This is a genomic window from Pararhizobium sp. IMCC3301 (assembly GCF_030758315.1).
Lineage (GTDB): Bacteria > Pseudomonadota > Alphaproteobacteria > Rhizobiales.
In genome coordinates this window covers 1,238,017-1,255,064 of the sequence record NZ_CP132336.1, presented here as the reverse complement: position 1 = coordinate 1,255,064, position 17,048 = coordinate 1,238,017, and the positions used below count along the sequence as shown (strand labels likewise).

At 55.8% G+C, this 17,048-nt stretch carries 16 protein-coding genes; 12 read left to right on the top strand and 4 right to left on the bottom strand.

Annotation, left to right across the window (positions count from 1 at the left end; all coding sequences use genetic code 11):
• Nucleotides 1–3: 3 nt before the first annotated feature.
• The 5 genes from RAL88_RS05995 to RAL88_RS05975 are packed head-to-tail and all read left to right on the top strand — an operon-like array spanning nucleotide 4 to nucleotide 5,792.
• Nucleotides 4–1,464, top strand: a complete 1,461-nt coding sequence (locus RAL88_RS05995) for a sulfatase-like hydrolase/transferase (RefSeq protein ID WP_306267976.1) — start codon at nucleotides 4–6, stop codon at nucleotides 1,462–1,464.
• Nucleotides 1,465–1,513: 49 nt separating this feature from the next.
• Nucleotides 1,514–2,023, top strand: a complete 510-nt coding sequence (locus tag RAL88_RS05990) for a tripartite tricarboxylate transporter TctB family protein (RefSeq protein ID WP_306267975.1) — start codon at nucleotides 1,514–1,516, stop codon at nucleotides 2,021–2,023.
• On the top strand, nucleotides 2,023–3,549 hold the full coding sequence (locus RAL88_RS05985) for a tripartite tricarboxylate transporter permease (protein ID WP_306267973.1): 1,527 nt from the start codon (nucleotides 2,023–2,025) through the stop codon (nucleotides 3,547–3,549). Before RAL88_RS05990 ends, RAL88_RS05985 begins: the two co-directional genes overlap by 1 nt.
• Nucleotides 3,549–5,042: a sulfatase-like hydrolase/transferase gene (locus RAL88_RS05980; RefSeq protein ID WP_306267972.1), complete on the top strand. Its 1,494-nt coding sequence runs from the start codon at nucleotides 3,549–3,551 to the stop codon at nucleotides 5,040–5,042. Before RAL88_RS05985 ends, RAL88_RS05980 begins: the two co-directional genes overlap by 1 nt.
• A 15-nt stretch (nucleotides 5,043–5,057) precedes the next feature.
• Nucleotides 5,058–5,792: a cytochrome b561 domain-containing protein gene (locus RAL88_RS05975; protein WP_306267970.1), complete on the top strand. Its 735-nt coding sequence runs from the start codon at nucleotides 5,058–5,060 to the stop codon at nucleotides 5,790–5,792.
• Here RAL88_RS05975 and RAL88_RS05970 read toward each other — a convergent pair.
• Complete coding sequence (locus RAL88_RS05970) at nucleotides 5,789–5,959, bottom strand: hypothetical protein (protein ID WP_306267968.1); 171 nt, start codon at nucleotides 5,957–5,959, stop codon at nucleotides 5,789–5,791. The two genes, RAL88_RS05975 and RAL88_RS05970, sit on opposite strands and share 4 nt — an antisense overlap.
• A gap of 82 nt (nucleotides 5,960–6,041) precedes the next feature.
• Between RAL88_RS05970 and RAL88_RS05965 the strand changes: the two genes are divergently transcribed.
• The 5 genes from RAL88_RS05965 (at nucleotide 6,042) to RAL88_RS05945 (ending at nucleotide 11,920) form a co-directional block, all read left to right on the top strand.
• Nucleotides 6,042–6,788 carry an SDR family NAD(P)-dependent oxidoreductase gene (locus RAL88_RS05965; protein WP_306267966.1) on the top strand — a complete coding sequence of 249 codons (747 nt, stop codon included), beginning with the start codon at nucleotides 6,042–6,044 and terminating at the stop codon, nucleotides 6,786–6,788.
• Between the two features lie 247 nt (nucleotides 6,789–7,035).
• On the top strand, nucleotides 7,036–8,430 hold the full coding sequence (locus RAL88_RS05960; protein ID WP_306267964.1) for a cytochrome ubiquinol oxidase subunit I: 1,395 nt from the start codon (nucleotides 7,036–7,038) through the stop codon (nucleotides 8,428–8,430).
• 4 nt (nucleotides 8,431–8,434) lie between these two features.
• Nucleotides 8,435–9,442 carry a cytochrome d ubiquinol oxidase subunit II gene (locus tag RAL88_RS05955; protein WP_306267963.1) on the top strand — a complete coding sequence of 336 codons (1,008 nt, stop codon included), beginning with the start codon at nucleotides 8,435–8,437 and terminating at the stop codon, nucleotides 9,440–9,442.
• A gap of 145 nt (nucleotides 9,443–9,587) precedes the next feature.
• Entirely contained in the window at nucleotides 9,588–10,790 is a 1,203-nt protein-coding gene (locus RAL88_RS05950; protein WP_306267962.1) for a pyridoxal phosphate-dependent aminotransferase, read from the top strand.
• A 269-nt stretch (nucleotides 10,791–11,059) separates the two neighbouring features.
• Entirely contained in the window at nucleotides 11,060–11,920 is an 861-nt protein-coding gene (locus tag RAL88_RS05945) for a hypothetical protein (protein WP_306267961.1), read from the top strand.
• Between the two features lie 59 nt (nucleotides 11,921–11,979).
• On the opposite strand, the gene RAL88_RS05940 is transcribed toward RAL88_RS05945, so the two are convergent.
• Nucleotides 11,980–13,290 carry a phenylacetate--CoA ligase family protein gene (locus RAL88_RS05940; RefSeq protein ID WP_306267959.1) on the bottom strand — a complete coding sequence of 437 codons (1,311 nt, stop codon included), beginning with the start codon at nucleotides 13,288–13,290 and terminating at the stop codon, nucleotides 11,980–11,982.
• A gap of 254 nt (nucleotides 13,291–13,544) precedes the next feature.
• On the opposite strand from RAL88_RS05940, the gene RAL88_RS05935 reads away from it, so the two are divergent.
• Nucleotides 13,545–14,321 (top strand): hypothetical protein, encoded by a 777-nt coding sequence (locus tag RAL88_RS05935; RefSeq protein ID WP_306267958.1) that lies wholly within the window; start codon nucleotides 13,545–13,547, stop codon nucleotides 14,319–14,321.
• A 65-nt stretch (nucleotides 14,322–14,386) separates the two neighbouring features.
• Here the strand turns inward: RAL88_RS05935 and RAL88_RS05930 are convergent, their stop codons facing one another.
• Nucleotides 14,387–15,163 (bottom strand): phenylacetate--CoA ligase family protein, encoded by a 777-nt coding sequence (locus RAL88_RS05930; RefSeq protein ID WP_306267956.1) that lies wholly within the window; start codon nucleotides 15,161–15,163, stop codon nucleotides 14,387–14,389.
• Between the two features lie 135 nt (nucleotides 15,164–15,298).
• Complete coding sequence (locus RAL88_RS05925) at nucleotides 15,299–15,685, bottom strand: hypothetical protein (RefSeq protein WP_306267954.1); 387 nt, start codon at nucleotides 15,683–15,685, stop codon at nucleotides 15,299–15,301.
• Between the two features lie 339 nt (nucleotides 15,686–16,024).
• On the opposite strand from RAL88_RS05925, the gene RAL88_RS05920 reads away from it, so the two are divergent.
• Nucleotides 16,025–16,951, top strand: coding sequence for a hypothetical protein (locus RAL88_RS05920; protein ID WP_306267953.1), 927 nt, complete (start codon nucleotides 16,025–16,027; stop codon nucleotides 16,949–16,951).
• Nucleotides 16,952–17,048: the final 97 nt, after the last annotated feature.

The window sequence follows — 17,048 nt, the reverse complement described above, 5'->3', positions numbered from 1 at the left end:
GCCATGAAGCCTGAGAATTTTCTGATTATCATGGTCGATGAAATGGCGGCAAAGGCAGTCGGGTGCTTCGGGCACCCGACTGTCAAGACGCCCAATATCGACCTTCTGGCTTCCCGTGGCGTGACATTTACCAACGCTTACGCAACCTCGCCGATCTGCATTCCGGCACGCGCAGCGATGGCAACCGGACAATATCCTCATAAGACCGGATACTGGGATAATGTGTTTGCCTATGACGGACGGGTCAAAAGCTGGGGGCACCGTCTCCAGGAAAACGGCCACCGCTTCACGACGATTGGCAAACTGCATTTCGAAGATGAAAATCTGCCGACCGGTATCGATGAACAAATCCTGCCGATGCATGTCTTTGGCGGCGGCGATATATTCGGGCTGGAAAGGGAAAACCCGCCAGAGCGGCCGCAAAGCGGCACTTTGGCGGCAGAGATCCGGGCAGGTGACAGCGGATACACCATATATGACCGGAAAATTACAACTTTGACACAAGACTGGTTTCGCAACAAAGCAGACCATCAGGGCAGCAAACCATGGGTGCTGTTCACGTCTTTCATCGCGCCGCATTTCCCGCTGACGGTGCCGCAGAAATATCTGGATCTGTATCGCGATGCGGACATCCAATTGTTGGGCAAGTCACTGGATATGGATGGCCCGCTTGCAGGCTGGTGGCGGAAATTCCGCAGCGGCTATAATTTCGATGATTATTTTGAAAATGACGATCACCGGCGCCAGGCGTTGCTGCATTATTTCGCTCTGTGCAGTTTTGCTGACGAAAATGTCGGCCAGGTGATCGAAGCGCTGGATCAGAGCGGGCAGGCTGACCATACCAGGATTCTGTTTCTGGCCGATCACGGCGATAATATGGGTGCGCGGGGGCTGTGGGGCAAATCGACGATGCATGAAGAATCCGCCAATGTGCCGATGATACTGGTCGGCTCCGGCATCCCGGCCGGAACTATATGCGACACTCCGGTCTCGCTTGTGGATGTCTTTCCAACCGTGCTGGACGCTGTTGGTGTTGAAGCGTCTGGTGAGGATCAGGAACTGCCCGGCACTTCGCTGTTTGATATTGCCGCAGCACCTTATGACAATACCCGCCAGGTGTTCTGCGAATATCATGGGTCTTGCGCACCGACCGGGCTGATGATGTTGCGAAAAGGCCGTTACAAATTTGTCTTTTACACCGATTACGGTGTGGAGCTTTTTGATCTGGAGGAAGATCCAGAAGAGATTTCAAATCTGGCGAGCGATGCAAGCCATGCCGGGATCGTGGCTGAATTCCAGTCTGCTCTGGCACGGCTGGTTGACCCGGACGCGACGGATGCACATGCGAAGCGCGATCAGCGCAAAAGACTGGCAGAACTTGGCGGCATGGATGCGATCATTGCACAGGGCGGCGTTCCGCATACACCCGCGCCGGGCGAAACCCCGAGTTTCATCGGATCATGAAACGATCTAGGGTGTGTGTTCCAAGGATGAGCGCGGTGAGATGATCTGCATGGACAAAGACCCAATCTCCATTGAGCCAAGTGCCCTTGAGCCGAGTGCCGCTGCTGAAAACACCGGCGCAATGACGTCGCGGAATCGCATCAGCGGCGGGGTGCTGGTGGTCGTCGGCCTATATGTGGTGATCGAAAGCCTGAGCTATGATCTGGGCACGCTGGCGCGTATGGGCCCGGGCTTTCTGCCTTTGGTTCTGGGAATCCTGATCCTTGTGTTCGGCTTGCTGATTGCATTGGTCAATGAAGACGGGGATGAACTGGCTTCCGGCATCGTCTGGCGACCGGTTGTTCTTGTACTTTCGGCGATGCTGGCGTTTGCTCTTCTTTTGGAGCCGGCCGGCCTGGCCGCGGCAACAGCCGCACTGGTTTTTGTATCCGGCATTTCCGACCCTGATCACAATTGGCGCAGCCTGCTGATGCTGTTTGTCGTACTGCTCGCTGCGGTCTGGGTGATTTTTGGCGTGGTTCTAGGCATACCTTTCCAGCTCATCACAGGAATTCTGTGATGGAAATCATCTCAAATCTCGCATTGGGTTTTGGCGAAATCCTTTCGATTCAAACACTGACGTACTGTTTTGTCGGAGTCACGGTGGGCATGCTGATTGGCGTCCTGCCCGGTATCGGCTCGATGGCTGCAATTTCCATGCTGCTGCCGGTGACTTATTATCTGGAGCCGACCCAGGCGCTGATCATGCTGTCCGGCATCTATTATGGGGCTCAATATGGTGGATCAATTGCGTCAATCCTGATGAATGTCCCGGGGACGCCGTCCGGCGCTGTGATCTGTCTTGACGGTTATCCGATGGCACAACAGGGTCGTGCCGGCCCGGCAATTTTCATCACAACCATTGCATCCTTTTTCGGGAGTTGTTTCGCCATTCTCAGCCTGGCCGCTTTCACCCCGGTGATTGCACAGTTTGCGCTGGATTTCGGGTCAGCGGAGTATTTCGCCCTGATGGTTTTCGGCCTAATCGCGGCCTCCGCAGTTGCACCCGGCTCGCAATTGAAGGGCCTAGCTATGGTGGTGGTTGGCCTCATCATCGGTCTGGTCGGGACAGATGTCACATCAGGCACGATGCGCTTTACATTTGGTCAGATCAATCTTGGCGACGGTCTCAGCCTTGTGGCCATAGCAATGGGCGTATTCGGCACAGCTGAGGTGATCGCAAATCTCAGCCGCAAGGGACATAATCGGGTTGTGACAAAGTCGGTGTCGTTTCGCGATTTAATGCCGACCCGCGCGGATATGAAGCGCACAATATTGCCGATGTTGCGCGGCGCACCGATCGGCACAATTCTGGGCGTCCTGCCCGGCGCGGGGGCGACAATCGCTTCTTTCGTGGCTTATGGCGTGGAAACCCGCGTCACCAACGATCGGGACAAATTCGGCAAAGGCGCGATTGAGGGCATTACCGCTCCCGAAGCGGCCAATAATGCAGCGGCGCAGGCAGGGTTCATTCCAACGCTGGCGCTTGGCATTCCCGGTGATGCCGTGATGGCTTTGATGCTGGGCGCATTGCTGATCCACGGTGTTGAACCGGGCCCGCAACTGATCAGCGAACGGCCCGAAATGTTCTGGGGTCTTCTCGCCAGTTTCTGGATCGGCAATCTGATGCTGCTGATCATGAACATTCCGCTGATCGGCATTTGGGTGAGAATACTGACCATTCCCTATAAATATCTGTATCCAGGCGTGTTGTTGCTGGTCAGTGTGGGCGTCTACAGTGTCAGCAACAACGCATTTGATCTGCTGATCGTTGTGGTGTTTTCTGCCATTGGTTACGCCATGTCGGTGGCCAAATTCTCGCCCGCACCGATGTTGCTCGGCATTGTGCTGGGACCGATGATGGAAGAAAATTTTCGCCGGGCACTGCTGTTGTCGCGGGGCGATCTGGGCGTGTTTTTTTACAGGCCAATCTGCATTGTACTGATCGCTGCCAGCGTGCTGCTGCTGTTTGCACCGGTTCTGATGCGGTTTTTGCGCAAGGCCGCAAAGCCTGCGCCGCAGAGCGACAGTGAAGTGAGGTCTTGATGAGCGATCCTGTGCAAAATCCCAATGTCCTGCTGATCATGGCCGATCAATGGTCCGGCAGCCGGCTTGGCCTGGAAGGGCATCCGACGGTGGAGACACCGACTTTGGATCAACTGGCACGCAATGGTGTCTGCTATTCCAAAGCCTATTCGGAAAGTCCGGCGTGTATACCGGCGCGCCGGTCGATCTATACCGGAACCACCGCACGCACTCATGGCGACCGGGTTTTCAGGAAATCCGGACGCATGCCGAAATTACCGACCCTGGCCCAGACCTTTCGCGATGCGGGCTATCAGGCCCATTGCGTCGGCAAGCTTCATGTCTATCCCGAGCGCGACCGGATCGGCTATGATGATGTGCTGCTGTCAGAGGAGGGCCGTCCTCATCTGGCGGTTGACGACCACTCGCTTTATCTCTCGGACCACGGTTTTACCGGTCAGGGATTCAGCCACGGAATGTCCAACAATAATTACATGCACCGGCCCTGGCATTTGCCGGAACACTGTCACGGCACCAATTGGGCGACGGCGCAAATGTGCCGCACAATCAAACGCAGAGATCCAACCCGGCCGGCATTCTGGACCCTGTCTTATGAAGCGCCGCACCCACCCCTGACACCGCTTTCCGCCTATATGAACCACTACCGGGGACGCGATGTGGAGCCTGCCCTGACCTGCGACTGGATGAGCGATGACCGGAATTTGCCGCACGCGCTTCGTTCCGTCAGAAATTACTGGCGTGATCTGCCTGAAACTGTGCTGGCTGATATGCGCCGGGCCTATTACGCGATGTGTACCCATGTCGACCACCAGATCAGAGTGGTGCTGGGCACGCTGCGCGAAGAACGTCAGCTCGACAATACCATCATAGTGTTTACCAGCGACCACGGTGATATGCTGGGTGATTTCGGCTTGTATGCCAAGCGCATGTTCTATGAGGGCTCTGCAAGAATTCCGCTGATCGTGATGGGGCTTGAGAGCGATCAGCGCCTGGAAAAGGGTGCAAGGGATCCAAGGCTGGTTGGGCTGCAGGATATCATGCCGACCCTGCTCGATCTGGCCGGCATTGCGATCCCTGTGTCCTGCGATGGCCTGTCGGCAGTGGGGCCTGAAAAGCGCGGATTTCTCTATGGCGAGATTCTGGAAAACAACGCGGCCACGCGGATGCTGCATGACGGGCGGCATAAGTTGATCTGGTATCCTGCCGGAAACTACATTCAGTTGTTCGATCTGCAGACGGATTCAGATGAGCAAACCGATCTTGCATCGCATCCGGACTATCAGTCGATACGGCAGACGCTGGAGGCAGAACTGGCATCGCGCTGCTACGGGATTGACGTTGAGAATGGCTGGGTACGCGAGGGAGCCCTGATCGGGTATGATCCGGGGCCTTACGTGGCCCGTCCCGATCGGAATTTTTCCGCTCAAAGAGGAATGCATTATCCTCAACCACCTGCCGGGGCGGTGGCCGATTCTGTTGGCTTTCCTGATTAGACTGGTTCCCAGATGATGGAATGGCTTTTTTCGCCGATTGACCCGTCCCGTGCACATTTAATCAGTGCCGGAATTTCCTGGCACGCACGCCTGATGCTGCTGGCATGGGGTATTCTCGCCCCCGCCGCGATCCTGGGTGCGCGGTTTTTCAAAATCACACCACGTCAGGACTGGCCCCGTGTTCTGGACAATCCGTTCTGGTGGCGTACCCATTGGATGACACAAAGCCTTGTGATCTTTCTGTCAGTTATCGGCCTGGCCATTATTATTCTCACAGCGCTGGCGCAGAGCGAGGCAGGTCTGCATCAGTGGCTGGGCTATACCGTGCTGGTGAGTGGAGTATTTCAAGGTCTGTCGGGCTATTTTCGAGGCAGCAAGGGCGGTCCGGCAAACCGCATTTCCGATGATGTCCGGTCCGGTGATCACTACAATATGACGCCATGGCGTCTGGCCTTCGAAACCGTTCACAAATCCATCGGCTATCTGGTTTTGCCGGTCGCTGCAGTGGCAATCATTTCCGGCCTCTGGTCGGTCAATGGCGCTGTCTGGATGTGGGTGACAATTTTCGGCTGGTGGGTGTTTCTGATCGTTGTATCGCTCCATCTGCAGGCCAGAGGCTATGCCGTTGACACCTACCAGGCGATTTGGGGTCCTGACCCACACCATCCGGGCAATCAGATGAAACCGCAGGGCTGGAAAGCCCGCCGCCGGAATGCACCGCCGCCGCGCGGTGGCGGCCAGGGTTCTTAGTTCGTTTGCGGAATCACCACAGCGTGGTGAATTTCATGATCGCCGGCGGTGTGAAAATCAGGCTTATGTCTCGCTCGGGGAGCGGGCATGGCTGTTGACAGCGGTTTACGCACAGGTTTTTGCAGGGCATTGCGCATTTCCGCCGATGTTTTGCGACGTTTGGTCATGGTTCTCTCCGTTTTCATCGACCATAATGGGTCATCAGCTGCTGCCAGCTGACAGGATGCCAATTAATCGCGGAGACATATGATGAGCACCATGAAACGATTTGAGGGACGCAACGCTGTGGTGACAGGGGGCGCGGCCGGAATTGGCTTTGCCGTCGCCCAGCGGCTGGCCAGCGAAGGCGCATCTGTGATGATCTGGGATGTCGATGCTGACAGCATCTCCAAGGTGAAAAAGGCGCATGATTCAATTGACGGCGTGGTTCTGGACCTGACCGACAATGACGCCGTTGAAAGGGCTGCGGCTGAAACTGCTGAAAAGCTTGGCGGCATCGATGTTCTGGTGTGCAGCGCCGGCATAACCGGCCCCAATACAAACACCTGGGAATATCCTGTTGATGCCTGGCGTGCGGTCTTCGACGTCAATGTCCATGGCCTGTTTTACTGCAATCGCGCCTGTGTGCCGCAGATGCTGAAAGGTGGTTACGGCCGAATCGTCAATATTGCCTCGGTTGCCGGCAAGGAAGGCAATCCCAACGCGTCGGCCTACAGTGCTTCGAAGGCGGCGGTGATCGGCCTCACCAAATCGCTTGGCAAGGAACTCGCCAAACACCCGGTGACGGTCAATTGCGTCACCCCGGCAGCTGTACGCACTGCAATTTTTGATCAGATGACCCAGGAACATATTGATTTCATGCTCTCCAAGATCCCCATCGGCCGTTTCGGCACAGTGGAAGAAGTGGCCGCTCTGGTCTGCTGGCTGGCAAGCGATGAATGTTCCTTCACCACCGGCGGCGTATTCGACGTTTCCGGCGGGCGGGCAACTTACTGAGTGCATTCATAAAAGTATTCCAGCGCTGAGGATCGCTACGGTAACTGCGCAGCGATGCCGGAACCAACAGCCCGATGCTGCTTGTTCGGAGCTGCTTTTGTTACTGCCCTTTCCCTGATCTGCGGCCTGCTCTATATAAACTCAGACATTTTGGAAATATCAGAAAGCGCTAAATGAACCTCCCTTCGATAGTGCAATCCCTTGTGCTGCATTTTGGTGAAATGGGCAGCTGCCGGGGCATCACAGCATGAGTGCGCTTGATCCGTTTGTTCTGGCGCGCATTCAGTTTGCCGCCAATATCTCGTTTCACATTCTGTTTCCCACCATCACCATCGCGCTGGGCTGGGTGCTGCTGTATCTGCGGCTGCGCTACAATCGCAGCGGTGACATGAAATGGATGGATATCTACCATTTCTGGGTCAAGGTGTTCGCCCTGTCTTTCGGCATGGGCGTGGTGTCCGGCATTACGATGAGCTTCCAGTTCGGCACCAACTGGCCCGGCTACATGGAACGTGTTGGCAATATTGCCGGTCCGTTGCTGGCCTATGAGGTGCTGACCGCGTTCTTTCTGGAAGCGGTGTTTCTGGGCATCATGCTGTTCGGCTTCAGCAAGGTCTCGGCCCGTGTTCATACGCTGGCGACTTTTCTGGTCACTGTCGGAACCAGTGTGTCAGCTTTCTGGATTATCGCACTGAATTCATGGATGCAAACGCCGCAGGGTTTCGAGTTGCGTGATGGTGTGGCCTTTGCAACGGACTGGTTTGCTATCGTTTTCAATCCCTCGATGCCCTACCGGCTCAGCCATATGCTGATCGCCTCCGGTCTGACCGTTGCGTTCCTGATCGCCGGGGTTTCGGCGCTGCGCTGGTTGCTGGGTCAGCGCACAGACGCGGTGAAAACCGCTTTGCGCCTGGGTGTCGCGGTTGCCGCTGTGCTGATCCCGGTTCAGATTGTGGTTGGCGATCTGCACGGCATCAATACGCTGAACTATCAGCCGGCGAAAGTTGCGGCCATGGAAGGCAATTGGGAAACCGGGGCCAATACGCCGCTGTTGCTGTTCGCCTGGCCTGACGAGACCGCACGCGAAAACCGGTTTGAAATCGGCATACCATCAGGTGCCAGTGTGATCCTGGAACACAGTCCGGATGGTATTGTGCCCGGCCTCAATGAGTTTGTCAGCGCCGATGGGGAGATTCTGCATCCGCCGGTGGCCCCGTTGTTTTTCGGTTTTCGCATCATGGTCGGCATCGGGATGCTGATGCTGCTGGTGGCCTGGGCCGCGGCGTGGCAGATGCGCAAAGGGCGCGAATTGAAGAAACCGATGGCGTTTGTGCTGGTGGGCATGATGTTCTCCGGTTGGGTGGCGACACTGGCCGGGTGGTATGTGACGGAAATCGGTCGCCAGCCCTGGCTTGTTACAGGGGTGCTGAAGACGCGCGAAGCGGTTGGCCCGATCGGGTCCGGCATGATCGCCTCCTCGCTGGCGGCCTATCTGATTGTCTACGCATTGCTGCTGACCGCCTATATCAGCGTCATCATTCATCTGGCGCGCAAGGGGGATGAAACGGAACGCAAGGATGAGGCAGATCTGGCAGGCGGCGGGTCGCTGCCGGCGGTTGATCCGGCGATGAGAGCGGAGTGACAACATGGACATGATAGACTGGACACATATTTTGCCTGTGGTGTTTGCCGGGCTGATGGGGTTGTCGATCCTGATCTATGTGGTGCTGGATGGCTATGACCTTGGAGTGGGCGTGCTGTCCGTCTTTGCCGAACCGGACGAAAAAGACCGGATGATCGCATCGATCGGCCCGTTCTGGGATGCCAATGAAACCTGGCTGGTGCTGGCCGTGGGGCTGTTGCTGGTGGCCTTTCCGGCGGCTCATGGCGTTATTCTGACGGCGCTTTATCTGCCGGTCGCGGCGATGCTGATCGGGCTGATTTTCCGCGGTGTGGCCTTTGAGTTCCGCGCCAAGGTGAAGCCGGGGCACAAGCGCTGGTGGAATTTGTCGTTTTTCTGCGGCTCGCTTATCACGACATTGTCGCAAGGCTATATGCTTGGCATTTATGTGCTGGGTCTCGACCAGTCCTGGACGTCGATGCTGTTTGCAGCCGGGGTCGCCGTCGCGCTGAGCGCAACTTATGCGTTTCTGGGGGCAGCCTGGCTGATTTACAAAACCGAAGGGGCGCTGCAGAAGAAGGCCGTGGCCTGGGCGCAGAGTCTGCTGGTTCTGATGGCCCTTGGCATGGGCGCGATTTCACTGGTAACGCCGCTGGCCAGCGAGCGGATCTTCGGCAAATGGTTCTCGTTTCCGGAAATTCTGCTGCTCGCACCTTTGCCTTTGTTGGCCGCTGCCCTGTTTGCCGGTCTGTGGCTGATGCTGCGCAGGATGCCGTTTCCCGGCGACCGGTATGCCTGGGCGCCGCTGGTAATGGCGGCCGCTACCATGGTCACCGGCTTTGCCGGGCTGGCCTATTCGTTCTATCCCTATGTGGTGCCGGACAGGCTGACGATCTATGAGGCGGCGAGTGCGACGGAGAGCCTTGGCATCATTCTGGTCGGGACCCTGTTCGTGCTGCCGATCATTCTGGGCTATACAATCTTTGCCTATACGGTGTTCCGCGGCAAGGCGACGGCGCTGTCCTACAAGTAAAGCTTCGCGCAACATTCTGTCCGTCGAGGGCCGCGAAAATTTTCTTGAACAGGCGGAAGAATTGACGGTGCCGTGCCTTGCGCGCCTTGCGTGGCGGGACTACTGTCGCCGCGTTTTGATTTCCCGTAATTCTGGAGCCGAATCCATGGCCTTGATCGCCGATGCCTTATCCCGTGTACAACCATCTGCCACAATCGCCGTGACCAACAAGGCACGGGAGTTGAAGGCGGCCGGCCGAGATGTCATTGGCCTGGGGGCAGGGGAGCCGGATTTCGATACGCCGGATAACATCAAACAGGCCGCCATTGACGCGATTAATCGCGGCGAGACCAAATACACCGCTGTCGATGGCATCCCGGAACTGAAGCAGGCCATTGCCGACAAGTTCAAGCGTGAAAATGGCCTCGACTACGAGCCGAGCCAGTGTTTCGTCGCGCCCGGCGGCAAGCCGATCATCTACAATGCCATGATTGCAACCCTGAATCCCGGTGATGAGGTGATCATTCCGGCTCCCTATTGGGTCAGCTATCCGGACATCGTGCTGCTCGCCGGCGGAACCCCGGTTTTTGTCGAGGCCAAGGCGGAAACAAACTACAAGATTACCGGTAAACAGCTTGAAGGGGCGATTACATCGCGGACCAAATGGGTGGTTTTCAACTCGCCTTCAAACCCGACCGGCGCAGCCTATTCGCGCGACGAATTGAAACAGCTGACCGATGTTCTGGTGAAGCACCCCCATGTCTGGATACTGACGGATGATATGTATGAACATCTCGTCTATGACGATTTTGAGTTCGTCACTCCGGTGCAGATCGAGCCTTCTTTGAAGGATCGCACTTTGACCATGAACGGGGTGTCAAAAGCCTATGCCATGACCGGCTGGCGCATTGGCTATGCGGCCGGTCCGCAGGAGCTGATGGCGGCGATGCGCAAGGTTCAGTCGCAGTCGACTTCCAATCCGACATCGATCTCGCAATGGGCGGCTGTCGAAGCCCTGAACGGCACTCAGGATTTTATTCCCGAACGCGCCGCAGTGTTCAAGGACCGCCGCGATCTGGTGGTGTCAATGCTGAATCAGTCCAAGGGCCTGTCCTGTCCCACACCGGAGGGCGCGTTTTACGTCTATCCCTCCTGTGCCGGTTGTATCGGCAAGACAAGTACAGGTGGACAGAAGATCGACAATGACGAAGACTTTGCCACGGCGCTTCTGGAAGAAGAAGGTGTTGCGGTGGTGCATGGTGCAGCCTTTGGCGGCTCTCCGGCATTTCGCATTTCCTATGCCACTTCGACGGATGCACTGACTGAGGCCTGTCAGCGTATCCAGCGCTTTTGCGCCGGTCTGCGCTGACAAATCACGCTCGCAGACAGGGTAGCCCACGGCAAGCATGGTTGATCGGCACTGGAGGAACTATAGCGGCAATGAGGGGGCTGATCAGCATCGGGTGCCTGCGGTGATCGATCTGACCTGCGACAGTTTGACCTGCGCCATAATACAATCTGTGGTATTTTTGCGACTATTTTCATCTTAGGCAGAAATGTGGCACGCAGCGGTTGGTTTTCTAAAAAACCGTATGATACAGGATTCAGGTAATTTCTTTCCCAACCTGTGAGTCGTCTATGCCCAATCGTAACTTGTTTCTCATGACAACAGCGCTCGTCAGCAGCGTTGGCCTGACTACTGCAGCACTGGCTGCCGATCCTGTCGTTGTGACAGGTTATCCGGTTGAACCGGTCGTTCTGCCGGCAGTTTCCGGAATTAATGGCAAGATTGCCTTTGAAGGCGGCATGTTCGATGAGGAAGAATTTGGTGTAGCTGCCTTTTCGCTGTCACTTCCGGTCGGCACCCGCTTCGGTTTCCAGGTGGATGGCATGGCTGGCATGCGTGACGAAGAATTCATTGGCGGCGGCGGCGGTCATCTGTTCTGGCGTAACCCGGCCTATGGCCTGTTGGGGGTTTACGGCTCCTATACCCAGCGTGACGATTTTGACGGCTCTGTCAGCCGGGTTGGTGTGGAAGGCGAATATTACTGGAGCAACTGGACCGCAAAAGCGCTGGTAGGCTGGGAATTCCTTGAAGCCGACACCAGCACTATCGTGCTTGATTCAGACGATAATTTCTTCGCCTTCAGCGACATTTCCTACTATGCGGCTGATAATCTGCAATTGTCGGTCGGCCATCGCTACACCAGTGAGCGCAATGCCCTGGCACTGGGCGTTGAATACCAGCTTGACCAGCAGGTTCTGGCCAGCGGCGTAGCGCTGTTTGCCGAGGGACGCATTGGCGAGGATGATTATCAGGCGGCCTGGGGCGGTGTGAAATTCTATCTGGGTGAAGATAAAAGCCTGATCAGGCGCCATCGCGAGGATGATCCGGATTTTATGCTTGATGAGGATCTGTTCGCATTTCAGGGATGTGTGCCGGACGCAAGGAGGCTGTCTGATGACGGTATCAACACTTGCACCGACAAGCCAAAATAATACAGAGACTGCAATCTGCTTTATGTCTTCGGATTGCCGGTTATGTGCGACCGGCTTGCTCAGACATCGACGTGGCTGATCCAGGTTTCGAATTTTCCCGACGCGGCCCGTGACAATTCGCTCACCCGCGTCAGCTCTACAATAATGTCACGGTGCAAGGTGTCCTGCAGCAGCGCGGTAAAGCCGGCCAGATCAACCGGACGCGAAACATCTTCAGCCACATAGCGCACTTCAAGGCGCGTCGGTGTGTGCTGGATCACCTGAAACTGTTTGGCCGACAGAAACGGCTCGTATTCTGCGCGGATCATGTTCGGCCATTTCCGGCTGCCGTCGGAGAAGGTGAACATGTTGCGTTCGCGGCCAAGGATGCGCTCGATTCTCGGGAGCGTTCGGCCACACGGACAAGGCAGAGCGGACAGATCAACCTGATCGCCGTTTCGGTAGCGTATCAATGGCATGGCATAATTATAGAACGGCGTGACAACTAGCTGGCCAAGACCTGATTCTATCACTCTCTCGCTATCTGGAGCCAATACCTCCATCAATGCGACTTCGCTGTATTGATGATGCCACGGACCTTCCGGACACTGCGCCGATATGGGCCCGACTTCCACACTGCCAAAGCGGTTGATCAGTTTCAGGCCGGCCGCCTCGATGACGTGGCGGGTATCGGGCTCCAGCACTTCACCATGAACAAGCACAGTGTGAAACGGGATGGACATCTCCTGCTGCAAAAACGCTTCTACTATGGCTTCGGCATTTCGGGGGTAGGTGCAGAGCAGGCCGGGTTGCCTGCGCATAAGCCATTCCACCTGTTGAGCCACGGTAGCGCCAACTGACAAATTATAACCCGGGGCCTCCGGATTTTTCAGGTTCCAGTTGTCTCCCGCTTGACCTTCCGGATAGGGAAACCTCAGTTTTTCATCAACGATGAAACAGATCGACGCATCAGGATCGATTGCATGCCAATCGAAAAACCGCTCATTGATAGACAGACCCATCAGGCCCATGAGGGCACTGCGGCGTGTGCGCAGCGGCATGCCGGTGGAACCCGATGTGGTCTCTTCACTATAAGCGCCGGTCTGTGCCGGGGTGTTTTTGGCAAACAGCGCGTTGCCTGCCTGCTGGGCGTCAGACCGGGTAAAGGCGGGGATATCGGACCATGCCTCCCAGCGAATTGTGTCATCGGCACCAAACAGCGGGTCCAGTCGTGTTGCGTAAAATGGAACTTCGGCTTTGGCGTGACGAACCAGCCGTTCCAGAAGTCGACGCTGGTAGGCCTGCATTTTTGCCGCCGGATAGGTTTCGGTATTGTGCAGTATCTCCGCAAAGCGGACAGCGTTGCGCAAGGTTGCATCGTCCAGTGCCATGAAAGCGTCTCCATTTTGCTCAAACCGCCAGTCTGATGGTCTTGGGCCTGATTGTCTTGGGCCAGATTGTGTGCCGCAAATCGGCCGCTGTGGTATTTCGGCGACAGATTTTTTCTTCGGCGGAAATGTGGCGAGATGTGGTTGTTTTTGCGGAAAGCCGTATGATACTGTTTTAAAACAAATTCCTTCCAACGCGCGAGTCCTCTATGCATAAACGTAACACTTTCCTCATCACAACTGCCCTGGTCAGCAGCATGGCACTTTCTTCGGTGGCACTTGCTGCAGATTTGTATGTGGAAGGTGAGCCGATCTTTCCGACGGTCCTGCCTGCTGTTTCCGGTATCAACGGCAAGATTGCCTTTCAAGGCGGCGAATTTGAAGATGAAGGGTTCAGAATTGTAACCGGATCGCTGTCGATTCCCATCGGCACGCGGTACGGATTTCAGGCTGACGGCCTGGCCGGCATGCGGGATGAAGATTTTGTCGGCGGCGGTGCCGGCCATCTGTTCTGGCGCGACCCATCCCTGGGTCTGCTCGGCATCTATGGATCCTACACTTTGCGGGAAGACATTGGTGGCGATGTGGCCCGGGTTGGCGTGGAAGGCGAATATTACTGGAATAACTGGACCGTGCGTTCTGTTGCGGGCGCGGAATTCCTGGATGCCGGAAATGCATTTGTCGAGCCTGATGACGGATTTTTCGCTTTCTCGGATATATCCTATTATATCGACGAAAATCTGGAATTGTCCGTTGGTCACCGCTACACCAATGAGCGCAATGCGCTGGCACTGGGCGCAGAATATCAATTGAGCCAGACGGTGTTTTCCAGTGGCGTATCGCTGTTTGCGGAAGGCCGCATCGGCGAAGATGATTACAATGCTGTCTGGGGCGGCGTACGGTTCTATCTGGGCGATGACAAAAGCCTGATGCGCAGGCACCGCGAAGACGATCCGACCCAATGGGGTGATGAGGATTTGTTTGACCTGGAGGCGAAAGCCGAAGGCGACGGCGGCTGCGAATTCTGCCAATAGAATTTTTGCATCAACGAATTTTGCGTCAAATAGTCGGAGCCGTATCAGAAACCTCTGGTATGGCTCTAAATTTTTGATACGAAATCTTCGAACTTTCCCCCCGACGAGCGGCTGATTTCTTCGCAGCGCCGGATTGTGATGCTCAGCGACGGATGCAGGGATTTTCGGAATACCGCCTGCAAGGCGTCGTGATCAATGTCACAGCCGGCAACACTTTCTACCATGTGAACCGTTAGATGATCGATCCGGTCCTGAACCACCTGCATCTGCCGGAACGGGTAGATTGATCGCAAATCCTTCATTTTCATATCCGGCCATTTCGTTGTGCCATCGATGAACCGGAACAGGTTTCTCTGGCGACCGGCAACGAATTTGAGCGTCCGGCTGGAGCGGCCGCAAAGACAGGGTGCTTCGGAAATCGCACCAAAATCGCCGAGGGCGTAGCGGATCAGAGGCATGGCGAAATTGTAAAACGATGTGGTCAGAATTCGGCCGGTCTGCCCAGGCGGCAGTGCGCGACCCTGCTCGTCAACCACTTCCAGAAAGCTGATCTCTTCATGAAGGTGAAGCCCGTCATGCTCCGGGCAGGTTGCGGCCAGTCGACCGGATTCGCTGGCCCCATACAAATTAATCACTGCACCGCCAAACGCCTGCGCAATGACCTCCCGGGTTTCAGCTTCCAGCACTTCGCCGCTCAGCATGATGGCCTCCAGAGGCGGCAATGCCTTTCCGGATTCTGCAGCTGTTTCGATCAATGCGCGGGCATTGTTGGGCGCGGTGGTGAGATAGGACACATCCTGTCGGCAAAGCCATTCCAACTGCTGGTCTGTGGTCGCAGTCATGATGTCCAATTGGAACGACTGGCCGTCTTCGCAACCGTGCCGCCATTGGCTGGCGGCAGACCCTTGCGGGTAAGGGGCCGGGTTGTTGTACGCTGTCGCGAGCACCGCCAGAGCTTTATTGCCGTCAATATCATGCTAGTTGTAAAGCCGGTCCAGAACCGCCTGATTGGCCGCATGCTGAAGGCGGCTACGGTGGTGAATGAGTGGCGTTCCGGTGGAGCCAGACGTGTGTTTGGTCTGCGCGGCACCCGCCTGTCGCGGTACGCTTGCAGCTCGCAATTCGCGTGATTCAAGCTGCACTTGCCCCCGGGTCAGCACAGGCACCTCTTCCCATCGGGAAAAATCGGGGTCAGCGCCGGTTTCGAACAGTGGCGACAATCGCTCGCGGTAGGCGGGCACATGATCGCGTGCGTGCTGGAGAAAGCGGTTCAGACCGCGCATCTGGAGAGCTTTCAGACGCGCGGCGGGAAAATGCTGGCTCTGACTGAGCAAAGACACATAGCGGTCGTAGCCGTCGTTCATTGGAGGTTCCAGCCTGGCATTGACGTCAAATTCCTGAATTGTATGAGCGCAAAACCCGATTACGGGTGTTTGTGCAATATGTGCTGCCTACCAGTCTACATGCTGCACGCCATCAATGTTGAAACGAAAAGGTTCCGTGACCGAGAAAGTGCCGTCAGGAGCTCAGTCCCGGCGTTGTCAGCAAGACTCAGACGAAGTTTTAATGCGGCAATATGACGCATAGTTGCAGATAAGTGACAACAGAGTAAAATTAATCAAGTCTACCTCAGGTAACTTGCAAGTTACCGGCAGACAGAAGAGTGTGGATGTTCATCTGATTTCTTGAGCAGGAAAGTTTTTATGTTTCGTATTGTCTGCCTTTCGTCCACCGCGCTGATCAGCTGCGTTGCCCTTTCCACCGCTTCGTTTGCAGCCGATCTTTATGTTGTCGGCGAGCCGGTTTATCCAACTGTTCTGCCAGCGGTCTCTGCGCTCAATGGCAAGATTTCGATTGAAGGCGGCGCTTTTGATGCAGAAGGTTTCGGCGCTGTGACAGGCTCTGTGTCCGTGCCGTTGGGGCAACGCTTCGGTCTGCAGCTGGATGGTACGGTCGGCGTGCTGGACGATGATTTCTACGGCGGCGTTGGCGGCCATCTGTTCTGGCGTGATCCGGCTTATGCGTTGCTGGGCATCTATGGCTCTTATACCTCAATCGAAGATATCGACGGCGAAATCTCGCGGATCGGTGTTGAGGGTGAATATTACTGGAACCAGTTCACAGTCAAAACAGTTCTTGGTGCCGAGTTTATCGATATTGATCCACCGGTAGATTTTGACGACACCAATTTCTTCGCCTTCACGGATCTGTCCTATTACGCGATGGATGATCTGGAACTGTCGGTCGGCCACCGCTATACCGGCGAGAAGCATGCGCTGGCGCTGGGCGTTGAATATCAGCTCAACCAGCAGGTCTTCTCCAGCGGCGTTGCGCTGTATGCGGAAGGCCGCATTGGCGAGGATGATTACAAAGGCGCCTGGGCCGGTGTGCGGATGTATCTGGGCGACAATAAATCCCTGATCCGCCGTCACCGTGAAGATGATCCGACGGATTGGTCGGAAGATAATCTGTTCGGTATCCTCAACAGCAATTCAGGCGGCTGTGTTCCCGACAAGGATAAATTAGAGGGCGATTATAATTCATTTGATTTTCCAGTTGAGGGCTTCAATACTTGCACTATGAAGCCTTTAGGTTCCTGGTCAGAAGAGGATTCAAAAGAGCCGAGCTGATCATCCGCGATCACTCTGTTTTTTTCAGCGACAGAGTTATGAAGATTGCTGTTCATGAACTATGCCCAGCATCCGCCAATCACAGACCGGAACAATG

Excerpts from the sequence above, each read along its gene's own strand:
- RAL88_RS05930 (WP_306267956.1), bottom strand. The coding sequence starts at position 15,163 with ATGACTGCGACCACAGACCAGCAGTTGGAATGGCTTTGCCGACAGGAT.
- RAL88_RS05965 (WP_306267966.1), top strand. The coding sequence starts at position 6,042 with ATGAGCACCATGAAACGATTTGAGGGACGCAACGCTGTGGTGACAGGG.
- RAL88_RS05945 (WP_306267961.1), top strand. The coding sequence starts at position 11,060 with ATGCCCAATCGTAACTTGTTTCTCATGACAACAGCGCTCGTCAGCAGC.
- RAL88_RS05995 (WP_306267976.1), top strand. The coding sequence starts at position 4 with ATGAAGCCTGAGAATTTTCTGATTATCATGGTCGATGAAATGGCGGCA.
- RAL88_RS05970 (WP_306267968.1), bottom strand. The coding sequence starts at position 5,959 with ATGACCAAACGTCGCAAAACATCGGCGGAAATGCGCAATGCCCTGCAA.
- RAL88_RS05985 (WP_306267973.1), top strand. The coding sequence starts at position 2,023 with ATGGAAATCATCTCAAATCTCGCATTGGGTTTTGGCGAAATCCTTTCG.
- RAL88_RS05935 (WP_306267958.1), top strand. The coding sequence starts at position 13,545 with ATGGCACTTTCTTCGGTGGCACTTGCTGCAGATTTGTATGTGGAAGGT.
- RAL88_RS05955 (WP_306267963.1), top strand. The coding sequence starts at position 8,435 with ATGGACATGATAGACTGGACACATATTTTGCCTGTGGTGTTTGCCGGG.
- RAL88_RS05990 (WP_306267975.1), top strand. The coding sequence starts at position 1,514 with ATGGACAAAGACCCAATCTCCATTGAGCCAAGTGCCCTTGAGCCGAGT.
- RAL88_RS05925 (WP_306267954.1), bottom strand. The coding sequence starts at position 15,685 with ATGAACGACGGCTACGACCGCTATGTGTCTTTGCTCAGTCAGAGCCAG.
- RAL88_RS05940 (WP_306267959.1), bottom strand. The coding sequence starts at position 13,290 with ATGGCACTGGACGATGCAACCTTGCGCAACGCTGTCCGCTTTGCGGAG.
- RAL88_RS05920 (WP_306267953.1), top strand. The coding sequence starts at position 16,025 with ATGTTTCGTATTGTCTGCCTTTCGTCCACCGCGCTGATCAGCTGCGTT.
- RAL88_RS05950 (WP_306267962.1), top strand. The coding sequence starts at position 9,588 with ATGGCCTTGATCGCCGATGCCTTATCCCGTGTACAACCATCTGCCACA.
- RAL88_RS05980 (WP_306267972.1), top strand. The coding sequence starts at position 3,549 with ATGAGCGATCCTGTGCAAAATCCCAATGTCCTGCTGATCATGGCCGAT.
- RAL88_RS05960 (WP_306267964.1), top strand. The coding sequence starts at position 7,036 with ATGAGTGCGCTTGATCCGTTTGTTCTGGCGCGCATTCAGTTTGCCGCC.
- RAL88_RS05975 (WP_306267970.1), top strand. The coding sequence starts at position 5,058 with ATGGAATGGCTTTTTTCGCCGATTGACCCGTCCCGTGCACATTTAATC.